A 15274-nucleotide genomic window follows, 5' to 3' on the forward strand; every position below is an offset into this window, starting at 1 on the left:
AATTATAGTTTAATTTCGATATCAACACCGCTTGGTAAATCAAGCTTCATTAGTGAATCAACTGTTTTTGGTGTTGGGTTTAAGATGTCGATAAGACGTTTGTGAGTCAACATTTCAAATTGTTCACGTGACTTCTTAAACTTATGTGGTGAAGCTAGAACAGTATAAACAGTTCTATCTGTTGGCAATGGAATTGGACCAGAAACACTAGCACCAGTTCTTTGCGCAGTAGCCACAATCTTTTCAGCTGATTGATCTAAAGTACGATGTTCATATGCCTTTAAACGGATACGAATCTTTTGCTTTGCCATTATTTTCCCTCCTCGTCTGTATTTTAAATACGACTAACTCCGTGGAAATTACCGGCGCACCCTTCATGACAAAGTGGCCGGGTGTGTCGCAACCTCCCACATCAACGCTTTTCTCATATCTGCTTGAGAGCATACTAACCCCTCGAACAGGTACTTGTATATAATACTAGATTTTCTGCGGTGTTTCAAGGGTTTTCACTCATTTTATTAAAAATATTTTCGTTTTTTCTCAATAAAACTTTTTTAAAAAATTTGAAAATTTTTTATTTTTTCTGCAATAATTATGTTTATATGATCATTTAACTAAATTATTGAATTAAATTGTTTTTAATAACTAAATTTTCTATGTAAAAAAAGAAGCGTTGAAATTAATCAACACTTCTTAATTTAGAAACACTAATTACTTGCTTCCACCGTTCTTTTCAATAATTTCTTCTTGAACTGCGGCTGGAACTGGTGAATAGTGATCGAATGTCATTGAGAAAGTACCTCTACCTTGAGATGCTGAACGCAATGTAGTTGCGTAACCAAACATTTCTGATAGTGGAACCATAGCATGGATTAGTTGAGCTTTGTTTCTAACTTCCATACCATCAACGTTACCACGACGTGCAGTAACTTGTCCCATAACATCACCCATGTATTCTTCTGGAACCACGATATCAACTTTCATGATTGGTTCTAGGATAACTGGGCCAGCTGACTTAGCAGCATTTCTTAATGCTAATGATGCAGCAACCTTAAATGCAGCTTCTGATGAATCGACATCATGGTAACTACCATCATATAACTTAGCCTTAACGTCAATCAATGGGTAACCAGCTAGAACACCGTTTTCCATTGATTCTTTTAGACCTTGTTCAACTGAAGGAATGTATTCACGAGGAACAACCCCACCAACGATAGCATTTTCGAATTCGAAACCTTTACCAGTTTCATTTGGAGTAAATTCAATCCAAACGTCACCATATTGACCTTTACCACCAGATTGACGAACGAATTTACCTTGAGCCTTAGTTGGCTTAGTAAATGCTTCTCTGTAGGCAACTTGTGGTTGACCAATAGTAGCTTCAACCTTGAATTCACGTTTCATACGGTCAACGATGATGTTCAAGTGAAGTTCACCCATTCCGGCGATAATAGTTTCACCAGTTTCGTTATCAGTTTCAGCCTTAAATGTAGGATCTTCTTCTGATAGCTTTTGTAGGGCAATGTTCATCTTATCTTGGTCAGCCTTAGTCTTAGGTTCAACAGACACAGAAATAACTGGATCTGGGAATACCATTGATTCTAGGTGTAATGGGTGCTTTTGATCAGTTAGTGAGTCACCAGTAGTGGTGTTCTTCAAACCAATAGCGGCAGCGATATCACCAGAGAATACTTCTGGGATTTCAGTTCTATCATTTGAGTGCATTTGTAGTAAACGACCAACACGTTCACGTTTGTCCTTAGTTGCGTTAAGAACGTATGAACCTGATTCTAGAGTACCTTGGTATACACGAATGAAAGTTAAACGACCAACGAATGGGTCAGTTGCGACCTTAAATGCTAGGGCAGCAAATGGCTTGTTGTCATCAGCTTTAAGTTCAATATCTTCACCTGATTCAGGATCAGTAGCCTTGTATGGACGAACATCAAGTGGTGATGGTAAGAAGTCCAATACGGCGTCCATTAACATTTGGATACCCTTGTTCTTAAATGCTGAACCAGCTAATACTGGGTAGTATTCTAGGTTAAGAGTACCTTGACGGATGGCAGCCTTGATTTCAGGCACAGAGATTTCTTCACCTTCAAGGTATTTTTCCATGATTCCGTCGTTGATGTCAGCAAGTGATTCGATTAAGTTAGCACGTGCTTCATCAGCTTTTTCTTTGTATTCATCAGGAATATCAACGATATCATAGTTTGAACCATTTTCATCTAGATCGTAGATGTATGCTTTCATTTCTACTAAGTCGATAACACCTTGGAAAGTATCTTCCTTACCGATAGGAATTTGGATAGCGTGTGCGTTAGCATCTAGACGTTCGTGTAGAGATTCTACAGAAGCTTCGAAGTCAGCACCTAGCTTATCCATCTTGTTAGCGAATACGATACGAGGAACTTCGTATTCTGAAGCTTGACGCCAAACAGTTTCTGTTTGAGGTTCAACCCCAGCAGCAGCATCCAAGATAGTAATTGAACCATCTAGAACACGTAGTGAACGTTCAACTTCGGCAGTGAAGTCCACGTGTCCTGGAGTATCGATGATGTTGATACGAGTATCTTTCCAACGTGCAGTAGTAGCAGCTGAAGTGATAGTGATACCACGTTCTTGTTCTTGTACCATCCAGTCCATTTGTGAAGCACCATCATGAGTTTCACCAATTTTGTGGATTCTACCAGTGTAGTACAAAATACGTTCAGTAGCAGTAGTCTTACCGGCATCAATATGAGCAGTGATACCGATATTACGAGTTTTTTCTAATGGGAATTCACGTTTGTTAGCCATTATAAAAAGTTTCTCCTCTCAAAAATAAATCTCTTTTGTAAAAAAGTGGCTAATATAATAACACATTAGCCACTCATTAAATGTACAAATAAGTTTGTACGTTTATTTTACCAACGGTAGTGAGCAAATGCACGGTTAGCTTCTGCCATCTTATGAGTGTCTTCACGTTTCTTAACTGAAGCACCTGTGTTGTTAGCAGCATCCATAAGTTCACGACCTAGGCGTTCAACCATTGTGTGTTCACCACGTAGACGTGCGTAGTTTACAATCCAACGTAAACCTAGAGTAACACGACGGTCAGGACGTACTTCGATAGGAACTTGGTAGTTTGATCCACCAACACGACGAGCCTTAACTTCTAGTACAGGCATAACGTTGTTCATAGCTTCTTCGAATACGTCAACTGGGTCATTTCCAGTTTCTTTCTTAATAAGATCAAATGCACCATATAAAATTTCTGATGCAGTTCCTCTCTTACCATCTAACATCAAACGGTTAATTAAGCTTGAAACCAATTTTGAGTTGTAGATTGGATCAGGAAGAACTTCACGTTTTTGAACATTTCCTTTTCTTGGCATTTAAAAATCCTCCTTGTTTTCTTATAGCGGAATAAATGTTTTAGTCTTTAGGCTTCTTAGTACCGTATTTTGAACGACCTTGACGACGGTCAGCAACACCGGCAGTATCTAGAGCACCACGAACGATGTGGTAACGTACCCCAGGTAAATCCTTAACACGACCACCACGAATTAAAACAACACTATGTTCTTGAAGGTTGTGACCAATACCAGGAATGTATGCAGTAACTTCAATCAAGTTTGAAAGTCTAACACGGGCGTACTTACGTAGAGCTGAGTTAGGCTTCTTTGGAGTCATAGTACCAACACGGGTAGCTACTCCACGTTTTTGAGGAGCAGGGTTGTTAGTTTGCTTCTTCTTGTAACTGTTGTACCCATGGTTTAAAGCTGGGGCTTTTGATTTAGAACTTCTAGAATGACGACCTTTACGTACTAATTGGTTAATAGTAGGCATCTAAAAATTCCTCCTTCCAAAAAAATTTATTTTTAAGTCCACACATCCAGGTGGTTCTTTTTTATGTAAAAGTTCACCGGATGAATAAGCACTTAATAATATTATCACGACGTCATATTTGTGTCAATGAAACTTAAGAATTCTTTCGTGAATATTATTGGAGGTTTTAAATATGTTTTTATTCATTTTATTTATCCTGGGCTCTTCCTTTGGATCATTTCTCACTGCCCTATTCTATCGACTAGAACATCAAGAAAGTTTGGTCGGATTTTCCCATTGTGATGTCTGCAAACATCGACTAGAAGTGATTGATTTAGTCCCTATCTTCTCTTATCTACTCAATAATGGTAGATGCAGGTACTGTCATAATACCTACTCGAGCTTCTCGTTTGTAAACGAAGTCTTCTTAGGAACAATCTTTCCATTAATATTTATTGAAACCAGAAGTATGCTGCCATTGCTTATCATTGTCTATCTTTTCTACTTAAGTCTAGAAGATATGCACAAGCAAATGGTTTCAAGTATTATTTTACACTCACTGTTATTAATTGTTTTTATTTTTGCTCTCCCATTCTCTAGAATTTTGATATTAATGCCGATTTATTTTTTCTTCTATCTTTTAAACTACAACTTCCACTTTATCGGTGAAGCAGATATTGATCTGTTTGCGATTTTGTTTCTATTAATCGGTAACCACATTCTATTAATTATCTTTGTTGCAAGTCTCTTCGCACTATTTGCCTATCCGTTTATTAAACAAATCAGTGGTAAAATCCCGTTTATTCCATTTATATATTTATCCTATTTGATGTTTCTATGTATAAAAAAATAGCAACCGCTATTCAGCGATTGCTATTTTTAATTTGTAAATTATTGGTTATTTACGTCTTCTTCATTCATACGTTTTTCAATTTGGCTAATTGAGTAAACGTCGTTTGAATCAACTTTTGGTGATTCTTGTTCTTCAACTTTAGCGTTGATTTCACCGTAAGTCTTCATTCCAGTACCAGCTGGAATTAGCTTACCAATAATAACATTTTCCTTAAGACCAACTAATGGATCGTTCTTTCCACGGATAGCAGCATCTGTTAGAACACGAGTAGTTTCTTGGAATGATGCAGCTGATAAGAAACTGTTAGTTTCTAGGGCAGCCTTGGTAATACCTAAGATAACTGGACGTGCAGTTGCTGGAATCTTACCAGAAATAACTGCGTCAGCATTAGCTTCCTTAAAGTCATTAATATCCATTAAAGTACCTGGTAGAACTTCAGTGTCACCTGAGTCCATGATTCTTACCTTACGTAGCATTTGACGAACCATGATTTCAGCATGCTTATCACTAACTTCTATCCCTTGCATACGGTAAGTCTTTTGAACTTCACTTAGCAAGTATACTTCAGTTGATAGTGAATCACGAACTTTGATTAGTTCCTTAGGATCAATTGAACCTTCGTTAATAGCTTGTCCACGACGGATGAAGTCACCTTCAGCCACGTTCATACGAGCATTAATTGGAACCTTGTAAGTTCTAGTGTCGGCGTCACCCTTAACAGTAACTTCCTTCACTCTTTCAGCAGGGTTTTCTTCAATTAGAGATACAGTACCTGTAACTTCAGTAATTTCTGCTTTACCTTTAGGGTTTCTAGCTTCGAAGATTTCTTGAACACGAGGAAGACCTTGTGTGATATCGGCGTTACCAGCAACCCCACCGGTATGGAAGTTACGCATAGTTAATTGAGTACCAGGTTCACCAATTGATTGAGCAGCAACAGTACCAACTGCTTCACCAACTTCTACAGGTGAACCAGTAGCTAAATTACGACCGTAACATTTTTCACAAACCCCGTGAACTGTATTACAAGTGAATGCTGAACGAATTTCAACTTCTTCAATTCCAGCAGCTTCAATTGCTTCAGCTTCAGGTTCGTTAATCATTTGGTTATGCTTAACAATTACTTCACCAGTTTCTGGGTTCTTAACTGTCTTCATAGCATATCTACCAATGATTCTGTCGTATAGAGGTTCAATCATTTCGTTACCTTGCTTCAATGCAGCTACGATAACTCCACGATCAGTGTTACAATCTTCTTCTCTGATAATAACATCTTGAGCCACATCAACTAGACGACGAGTTAAGTAACCTGAGTTGGCAGTCTTCAAGGCAGTATCAGTCATACCCTTACGGGCACCGTGGGTTGAAATGAACATTTCAAGAACTGATAGACCTTCACAGAAGTTAGCAGTGATAGGTAATTCCATGATTTCACCATTAGGTGCAGCCATCAAACCACGCATACCAGCTAATTGAGTAAAGTTAGAGATGTTACCACGGGCACCGGAGTCACTCATCATAAAGATAGGGTTTTGAGGATCGAAGTTCTTCAACAAGTCGTTTTGAATTTCATCCTTAGCATCACTCCAGATACCGATAACTCTTTCGTAACGTTCTTGGTCAGTAATTAAACCACGACGGAATTGTTTTGTAACGTTTTCAACTTTTTTGTGTGAATCAGCAATAATTTGAGGTTTTGACTTAAGGTCAGTAACATCAGTGATACCAACAGTTAAACCTGACTTAGTTGATTCGTTGTAACCTAAGTCCTTCATTCTATCTAGTAGTTGTGAAGTTTCAGTTACCTTGTATTGCTTGTAAACTTCAGCAATGATGTCTGATAAGAAACCTTTCTTGAAGGCACCGTTTAGAGGAGCATTCTTCAAGTGTTCATGGATATCTTCACCAGGTTCTAGGAAGAAACTGTCAGATAAGTGACCATGTAGGTTAGTATCAGTTGGTTCGTTCAAGTATTGGAATGTCTTTGGAAGAATACCGTTAAAGATAATCTTACCAATAGTTGTTACCAAAATCTTGTCCTTTTGTTCATCAGTGAATGGTTTTTCACTCATTGATGAAGCAGCAATACCAACACGAGTATGCCAGTGAGTTAAACCACTTTGGTATGAAAGTCTTGCTTCTTCAGGTGTGTTGAAGATCATACCTTCACCTTCGCGGCCTTCTTCTTCCATAGTTAGGTAGTAGTTACCAATAACCATATCTTGAGAAGGAGCAACGATTGGGTTTCCATCACGAGGAGCAAGAATATGAGTAGCAGCTAGCATCAATAGTCTTGATTCAGCTTGAGCTTCGTCTGATAAAGGAACGTGGATGGCCATTTGATCACCATCAAAATCGGCGTTATAAGCTTCACAAGCTAATGGGTGAAGACGCATTGATTTACCTGAAACCAATACTGGTTCGAATGCTTGAATACCTAATCTATGCAATGTAGGCGCACGGTTAAGTAATACTGGATGTTCCTTAATTACGTCATCCAATACATCGAATACTTCTTCATCTTTACGTTCGATTTGACGTTTAGCAGACTTAATGTTTGAAGCACTACCACGTTTTACAAGTTCTTTCATAATGAAAGGCTTGAATAATTCCATGGCCATTGGAACTGGAAGTCCCATTTGGTTGAACTTCAAGAATGGTCCAACATCAATAACAGAACGACCAGAGTAATCAACACGCTTACCAAGTAAGTTTTGTCTGAAACGACCTTGCTTACCTTTAAGCATGTGTGATAGTGACTTAAGTGGACGGTTACCAGGACCGGCAACAGGACGACCACGACGACCGTTATCGATTAAAGCATCAACAGCTTCTTGTAGCATACGTTTTTCATTTTGAACAATGATACCAGGAGCATGTAAATCTAATAATCTCTTTAGACGGTTATTTCTGTTAATAACACGACGGTACAAGTCATTTAAGTCAGAAGTGGCGAAACGGCCACCTTCTAGTTGTACCATTGGTCTTAAGTCAGGTGGAATAACTGGAATTGCTTCCATTACCATCCATGACAAGTCATTACCTGATTGTAGGAAGGCTTCTAGAATATCTAGACGTCTAACCGCTCTAACACGCTTTTGACCAGTAGCCTTCTTTAGTTCATCTTTTAATTCAGCAACTTCTTTATTGATATCAACATTGTTCAATAAAGTTCTAATTGCTTCAGCACCAATCTTAGCTTCGAAACGGTTACCATATTCAAGTTTCTTTTCACGGTAATCTTGTTCTGAGATTAGTTGCTTGTTTTCTAGTGGAGTATCACCAGGATCTGTAACAACGTATGAAGCAAAGTAGATAATTTCTTCCAAGGCACGTGGGCTCATGTCTAATACAAGACCCATACGACTTGGAATTCCTTTAAAGTACCAAATGTGAGTTACTGGAGCAGCTAATTCAATGTGACCCATACGTTCACGACGTACTTTAGCACGTGTAACTTCTACTCCACAACGATCACAGACGATACCCTTGTATCTAATACGTTTATATTTACCACAAGCACATTCCCAATCCTTTGTAGGACCGAAAATTCTTTCGTCGAATAGACCATCTTTTTCTGGTTTTAAAGTTCTGTAGTTGATAGTTTCTGGCTTTTTAACTTCACCAAATGACCAACTACGAATTTTATCAGAAGAAGCTAATCCAATTTGCATGCTTGAAAATTTGTTTACATCGACCAATGGATAGTCCCCTTTCTTTATTCCTTAAAGTTGGTGTTTGCTTTGTCGTCTTGTTCAGACTTTTCTTCATCTTTATCTTCTTGTTCTTTCTTTTGCTTTTCAGCTAGTTTGCTTAAAGCATCAACGTTAACAACACCGTCGTCTTCTTCACTGTCTAAATCACGAAGTTCGATTTCTTTGTTGTCTTCGTTAAGAACCTTCATGTCTAATCCTAGAGCTTGAAGTTCTTTTACAAGAACACGGAATGATTCAGGAACACCTGGCTTAGGAATTGGTTCACCCTTAACAATAGCTTCGTATGTCTTAACACGACCAACAACGTCATCTGACTTGTAAGTCAAGATTTCTTGTAGTGTGTATGCGGCACCATAAGCTTCTAGGGCCCAAACTTCCATTTCACCAAAACGTTGTCCACCAAATTGTGCTTTACCACCAAGTGGTTGTTGAGTAACTAGTGAGTAAGGTCCAATTGAACGAGCATGGATCTTATCGTCAACCATGTGAGCAAGTTTCAAGTAGTGCATTACACCAACTGCAACACGTTTATCAAATGGTTCACCGGTTCTACCATCGTATACAATTGACTTACCATCTGAAGCCATACCGGCTTCCTTAACAGCATCCCAGATATCTGAATCACGAGCACCGTCGAATACCGGTGTACTTACGTGGATACCTAGTTTTCTAGCAGCCATACCTAAGTGTAATTCAAGAACTTGTCCAATGTTCATACGTGAAGGCACACCCATGGGACTCAATAGAATATCAATTGGAGTACCATCTGGTAAGTAAGGCATATCTTCTTCAGGAATAACAATGGAAACAGTACCCTTGTTACCGTGACGACCAGACATCTTGTCCCCTACTTGGATCTTACGTTTTTGAGCAATGTAAACTCGAACCATCTTGTTTACACCTGGTGCTAATTCATCACCATTTTCTCTAGTGAAGACCTTAACGTCTTGAACGATACCGCCACCACCGTGAGGTACACGTAGTGAAGTATCACGGACTTCTCTAGACTTTTCACCGAAGATAGCATGTAGTAAACGTTCTTCAGCTGATAATTCTGTTACACCCTTAGGAGTAACCTTACCAACTAAAATGTCACCATCATGTACTTCAGCACCAATTCTGATAGTTCCTTCTTCGTCAAGGTTTCTTAAAGCGTCTTCCCCAACGTTAGGAATTTCTCTAGTCATTTCTTCAGGTCCAAGTTTGGTATCTCTAGTTTCTGATTCGTATTCTTCAATATGAATTGAAGTGTATACATCTTCTCTAACTAATCTTTCTGAAATACCGATGGCATCTTCGAAGTTGTAACCTTGCCAAGTCATGAACGCAACAACTGGGTTTTGACCTAAAGCAAGTTCTCCGTTTTCCATTGAAGGACCGTCAGCTAGAATTTCATCAGCGTCAACCTTGTCGTTTACACGAACGATTGGACGTTGGTTGTAGTTCTTACCACCATTGGAACGTTGGAACTTCATTAGTTTGTAAGTATCTAATGAACCGTCTTCTCTTCTAACACGTACTTCATCAGCATCAACGTATTCAACAGTACCTGGATGTTTACAGATTAAAGCAACACCAGAGTCATGAGCCGCCTTGTATTCGATACCAGTACCAACTAGTGGTGCATGTGGGTTAACCAAAGGAACAGCTTGACGTTGCATGTTGGCACCCATCAAGGCACGGTTGGAGTCATCATTTTCCAAGAAAGGAATACATGCAGTGGCAACTGAAACTACTTGCTTAGGAGAAACGTCCATGTAGTCAACGTTTTCAATCTTAGTTTCAATATTATTTGACTTGTATCTAGCCATAACAACATCGTTCTTGAATGATCCGTCTTCATTTAATGGAGAGTTAGCTTGAGCAACTACGAAGTTATCTTCTTCGTCAGCTGATAAGTAATCAATCTTATCAGTTACTTTGTGAGTATCCCATGATACACGACGGTAAGGTGTTTCAACGAAACCGTACTTGTTAACCTTAGAATAACTTGAAAGTGAGTTAATCAAACCAATGTTAGGACCTTCAGGAGTTTCAATAGGACAAATACGACCATAGTGAGTGTAGTGAACATCACGAACTTCGTATCCGGCACGGTCTCTGGTCAAACCACCAGGTCCTAATGCAGATAGACGACGTTTATGAGTTAATTCACCCAATGGGTTAGTTTGGTCCATGAATTGTGACAATTGTGATGAACCAAAGAATTCCTTAATTGAAGCTACTACAGGACGAATGTTGATTAATTGTTGTGGAGTAACAGTAGTAGTGTCTTGAATTGACATACGTTCTCTTACTACACGTTCCATTCTTGCTAGACCAATTCTGAATTGGTTTTGTAGTAATTCACCAACAGAACGGATACGACGGTTACCTAAATGGTCAATATCATCAGGTTCACCAATTCCTTCTTGCAAGTTGAAGAAGTAGTTGATAGCAGAAATAATATCTGCTGGAGTGATGTGATGGTAATCCAATGAGATGTTGTCGTTTCCAATCATGTTAACAACATGATCTGGGTCTTTTTCTGATTGTACTTTGATGATTTGTACAGTCATTGGTTCTGGAACAACTGATTGTTCTGAAGGGTTGAAAGTGTATGCCTTAAAGTCTTCGCGGTCCAAGTATGGAGCTAATTCCTTCATGACATTCTTATCAATTACAGTACCCTTCTTAGCAATAATTTCTCCAGTATCTGGATCAGCTAAAGTTTCAGCAAGGGTTAATCCTAGTAAACGAGTCTTTAGGCTTAACTTGTTGTTAGTCTTGTATCTACCAACAGGAGCCATGTCGTAACGTTTTGGATCGAAGAAACGAGTAGTCAATAGGCTACGAGATGAATCAGCAGTCTTAGGTTCACCCGGACGTAGACGTTCGTAAATGTCCTTTAATGCTTCTTCAACACGTGAATCTTCTGTGTCTTTGTGGACATCTTTTTCAAGAGTCAATGAAAGACTATCATTGCTACCCAAAATTTGAGTAATTTCGTCATCTGAACCGAAACCTAATGCACGAACTAGTTCAGTAATTGGTAGCTTTCTAGTTCTATCAATACGAACGTATGATAAGTTCTTTGCGTCAGTTTCGAATTCCATCCAGGCACCACGGTTAGGAATTACAGTAGTACCATAGCTGATACGTCCATTCTTGTCTTCTTCTTTGTGGAAGAATACACCAGGAGAACGAACTAATTGTGAAACAATTACACGTTCTGCCCCGTTAATAATGAAAGTACCTTGATCAGTCATCAATGGGAAATCGCCAAAGAATACATCTTGGGTCTTAATTTCACCAGTTTCATGATTGGTCAATTTCAATGTGATATGAAGTGGAGCTGAGTAGTTAGCCTCATGATCTCTTGCTTCATTAACAGTGTACTTAGGTTCTAATAATTGGTAATCAACGAATTCTAAGGATAGTTTTCCTTGGAAATCATCAATTGGCATAATGCTGTTAAACATTTCACGCAAACCTTCATCTAAGAACCACTTGTATGAATCGGTTTGAATTTCAATTAAATTAGGTAAATCAAGAACTTCCTTGATTTGAGAGTAACTTCTACGAATACGGTGTTTACCATATTTAACTAAATGTCCTGCCAAGTTCTTCACCCCTCCAAAAATTTCTACGCAAGTGAAATATTACAATTGTGTTACAAATGCATTTTTTTACCCTTTTTATCTAAAAATGAGCAAAAAAAAACCAAAATAAGCAATTCAAATTGAAGCTTATTTTTGGTTAATATAGGCGTGTCTGACGGACAATAGATCGCCGACACACATTTCACTTCGTAGTTATATATTTGTATGATACTCTCGAAGGTATATAAAGTCAAGATTTAGACAATAAAAAAAGAGGGATAATTCCCTCTTTTTTATTATGCCTTAACGGCTTCTTTTTTAGTGATTGTAATCTTGCCTTTAGATGCTCCGATTGAAACGTCATCCCCTGGTTTAATTTCACCAGAAAGAATTTCTTCAGAAACTTTATCTTCGACATCATTTTGCAATGCGCGACGAATTGGACGAGCACCGTATTCAGGATTGAAACCATTCTTAGCAATCAATTCGATTGCTGCTGGGGTCATCTTCACGTTGATGCCTAAGTCGTGAACTCGTTTCAACAAATCGTTAGACATTAATTTAACAATTTCTTGAACTTGTTTTTCGTTTAGTTCGTGGAAGATGATTGTTTCATCGATACGGTTTAAAAATTCTGGTCTGAAGAATCTCTTCATTTGTTCTTCGACTGTCTTTCTCATTAGCTTGTAGTTTTCATCGTCATGATCTAGTTCAGCACCAAAACCAACGGTCTTCTTATCACGTAGTGTTCTAGCACCTAAGTTAGAAGTCATAATCAAGACAGTGTTTCTAAAGTCGACATGTCTACCCTTAGAATCTGTTAGGTATCCATCATCTAATACTTGTAGTAGCAAGTTGAAGACATCTGGATGAGCCTTTTCTACTTCATCGAATAGAACAACTGAGTATGGATGTTGTCTTACCTTTTCGGTCAATTGGCCACCTTCATCGTATCCAACGTATCCTGGAGCTGAACCAACCATTCGAGAAGCGGATTCTTTTTGCATGTATTCTGACATATCAATTCTGATAATGTCGTCCTTTGAACCAAACATTTCTTCAGCTAAGTCCTTAGCTAATTCAGTCTTACCAACACCGGTAGGTCCTAAGAAAATGAATGAACCGATTGGTCTGTTTGGATCCTTGATACCACTTCTAGCACGTCTGATTGCACGTGATACGGCAGAAACGGCTTCGTTTTGACCAATAATCTTCTTGTGTAGGATTGATTCTAGGTTAACCAAACGCTTGCTGTCAGCCTTAGTCATCTTAGTTACTGGCACACCAGTCCATTCTGAGACAACCTTAGCGACATCTTCACCAGTTTCTTCGATATCAAAGTTGTGGTCTTCTTGACGTTGCTTTCTGATATCAGCGGTTTCTTGACGCTTAGTCTTTAGTTCTTCTTGTAGTTCTTGTTCCTTTTGACGAAGTGAAACGGCATCTTCGAAGCGTTGTTCTTCGATGGCACTTTCCATTTGAGCACTGTATTCGTTAATCTTGTTTTCTAGTTCTTCTAATGGATTGTTTTCGTCTAAGTTGTTAATTCTAACCATTGCGGCAGCTTCATCCATCAAGTCGATTGCCTTATCAGGTAGAAAACGGTTGCTAATGTATCTGCTTGATAAATCAACGGCCTTTTCGATAGCGTCATCAGTAATCTTTACTTGATGGTGGCTTTCGTACTTAGGACGAATTCCCTTTAGGATTTCGACAGCTTCATCTCTAGTAGGTTCATCAACTGAAACAGTTGCGAATCTTCTAGCTAATGCGCCATCTTTTTCGATGTACTTTTGGTATTCATCCAAAGTAGTAGCACCGATTGTTTGAAGGTCTCCTCTAGCAAGTGCTGGTTTTAGGATGTTAGAAGCATCTATAGCTCCTTCAGCACCACCGGCACCCATTAGAGTGTGTAGTTCATCAATGAATAGGATTACGTTACCCACTGACTTGATTTCACTGATAATCTTCATTAGACGCTTTTCAAACTCACCACGGTACTTAGTACCAGCGACTAGAGTTCCCATTTCAAGCATCATGATACGCTTGTTTTGCATGTCTTCTGGAACTTGTCTGTGAGCAACCTTTAATGCTAAACCTTCAACAACGGCAGTCTTACCTACCCCTGCTTCCCCGATTAACACTGGGTTATTCTTAGTACGACGACTAAGAATTTGAATTACACGTTTGATAACATCGTCTCTACCAATGGTAGGATCGATTAGACCATCCTTAGCTGACTTAGTTAGGTCAGTCGCAAGTGAGTCTAATGTAGGTGTAGTTCCGTTGTTACGAGCTGCTCTGCTTCCTGGTAGTGGAATATTCTTTGAGTTTGAACTTGAATCACCTGGGAATCCCATCTTACGTAATAGTACCTTCTTTACATCGTTTACTTCGACCACGTTTAATGCCACTAGAATTCTAGCAGCTAAAGTGTCTGGAGTATCTAGGATAGCAAGTAATAAGTGTTCTGTTCCTATCTTAATTGCACCGTATTTCTTCGCAATTTGGCCAGATAAGGTCAAAATTGCTTCAGCCTTAGGAGAGTATGGTAGGTATGTGTCCTTGTCTGAATCGGTAAGGTTACCGTATCCAACCAATATTTCCATTTCGCCTTTAATATCATCTTCGTGCACATCGCATTGCTTTAAAGCTGACTTTGCGATGCCGTTATCTTCCATTGATAAAGCTAGTAATAAGTGTTCCGTCCCAATTCCTTGGTGGCCAAACACTTTGGCTTGTTCTTGTGCCAAAATCAATACGTTCTTTGCGCTTGGAGTAAAAATGTTATCCATATCGTGCCTCGCTTTCTAGCTTTTGTATCTTAAATGATCCAATATTGCGACCATTATATTCGCTCTAATCTCATTTTCAAGTAGTTTGTTGCCAATGGATAGTGTCTGCTTGTTAATAGATGCTAACACTAAATCGGCTTCATTGTCAGTAATTAGATCATTTAACACCAAAGTGTTGATAATTGCCTTACCTTCACGTTGCGTTAAACCATCGCCAATGGCATTAATCAGCGTATCTAAAATATCTATATTATCAAGCAGCTTCACCTTTTCAATGCGAATGTATCCACCGCCACCACGCTTACTTTCGACTACGTATCCATTTTGAATGGTAAACCTAGTCTTAATAACGTAATTAATTTGTGATGGAACCACATCGAAATGGCTAGCAATATCAGATCTACTTATTTCGACTCTCTCGTCTTCAGCAATCATTTCCTTTAAATACTTCTCAATAATATCTGAAATATTCTTACCCTGCATAATACCACCTCTTTCTTTGACTAATTCTGACTA

General features: G+C 38.8%; 9 protein-coding genes. 1 reads left to right on the forward strand and 8 read right to left on the reverse strand.

Annotated features, from left to right (window positions below; all coding sequences use genetic code 11):
- Positions 1–2: 2 nt before the first annotated feature.
- The 4 genes from rpsJ to rpsL all read right to left on the reverse strand — a co-directional run bounded on the left by rpsJ (position 3) and on the right by rpsL (position 3834).
- On the reverse strand, positions 3–311 hold the full coding sequence (gene rpsJ / locus RZ79_RS05110) for a 30S ribosomal protein S10 (protein WP_034531495.1): 309 nt from the start codon (positions 309–311) through the stop codon (positions 3–5).
- 400 nt (positions 312–711) lie between these two features.
- Positions 712–2802, reverse strand: a complete 2091-nt coding sequence (fusA, locus tag RZ79_RS05115) for an elongation factor G (protein WP_041152918.1) — start codon at positions 2800–2802, stop codon at positions 712–714.
- A gap of 107 nt (positions 2803–2909) precedes the next feature.
- The gene (gene rpsG, locus RZ79_RS05120) at positions 2910–3380 is read right to left on the reverse strand and encodes a 30S ribosomal protein S7 (protein WP_034531493.1); all 471 of its coding nucleotides are present in this window, start codon (positions 3378–3380) and stop codon (positions 2910–2912) included.
- A gap of 40 nt (positions 3381–3420) precedes the next feature.
- Positions 3421–3834 carry a 30S ribosomal protein S12 gene (gene rpsL / locus RZ79_RS05125; RefSeq protein WP_034531492.1) on the reverse strand — a complete coding sequence of 138 codons (414 nt, stop codon included), beginning with the start codon at positions 3832–3834 and terminating at the stop codon, positions 3421–3423.
- Positions 3835–4006: 172 nt separating this feature from the next.
- Here rpsL and RZ79_RS07355 point away from each other — a divergent pair, with 172 nt between their 5' ends.
- A complete protein-coding gene (locus RZ79_RS07355) occupies positions 4007–4666 on the forward strand; it encodes a prepilin peptidase (RefSeq protein ID WP_054450332.1) in 660 nt (219 codons plus the stop codon).
- Between the two features lie 38 nt (positions 4667–4704).
- Here RZ79_RS07355 and rpoC read toward each other — a convergent pair whose 3' ends face one another.
- The 4 genes from rpoC to RZ79_RS05150 form a co-directional block, all read right to left on the reverse strand.
- Positions 4705–8367, reverse strand: coding sequence for a DNA-directed RNA polymerase subunit beta' (rpoC, locus tag RZ79_RS05135; protein ID WP_054450335.1), 3663 nt, complete (start codon positions 8365–8367; stop codon positions 4705–4707).
- Between the two features lie 17 nt (positions 8368–8384).
- Positions 8385–11993, reverse strand: coding sequence for a DNA-directed RNA polymerase subunit beta (gene rpoB, locus RZ79_RS05140; RefSeq protein ID WP_054450337.1), 3609 nt, complete (start codon positions 11991–11993; stop codon positions 8385–8387).
- 266 nt (positions 11994–12259) lie between these two features.
- Positions 12260–14758: an ATP-dependent Clp protease ATP-binding subunit gene (locus RZ79_RS05145; RefSeq protein WP_054450339.1), complete on the reverse strand. Its 2499-nt coding sequence runs from the start codon at positions 14756–14758 to the stop codon at positions 12260–12262.
- 15 nt (positions 14759–14773) lie between these two features.
- Positions 14774–15241, reverse strand: a complete 468-nt coding sequence (locus RZ79_RS05150) for a CtsR family transcriptional regulator (protein WP_054450341.1) — start codon at positions 15239–15241, stop codon at positions 14774–14776.
- Between the last annotated feature and the right edge of the window lie 33 nt (positions 15242–15274).

It is taken from the genome of Apilactobacillus kunkeei DSM 12361 = ATCC 700308, assembly GCF_001281265.1.
Taxonomy (GTDB): domain Bacteria; phylum Bacillota; class Bacilli; order Lactobacillales; family Lactobacillaceae; genus Apilactobacillus; species Apilactobacillus kunkeei.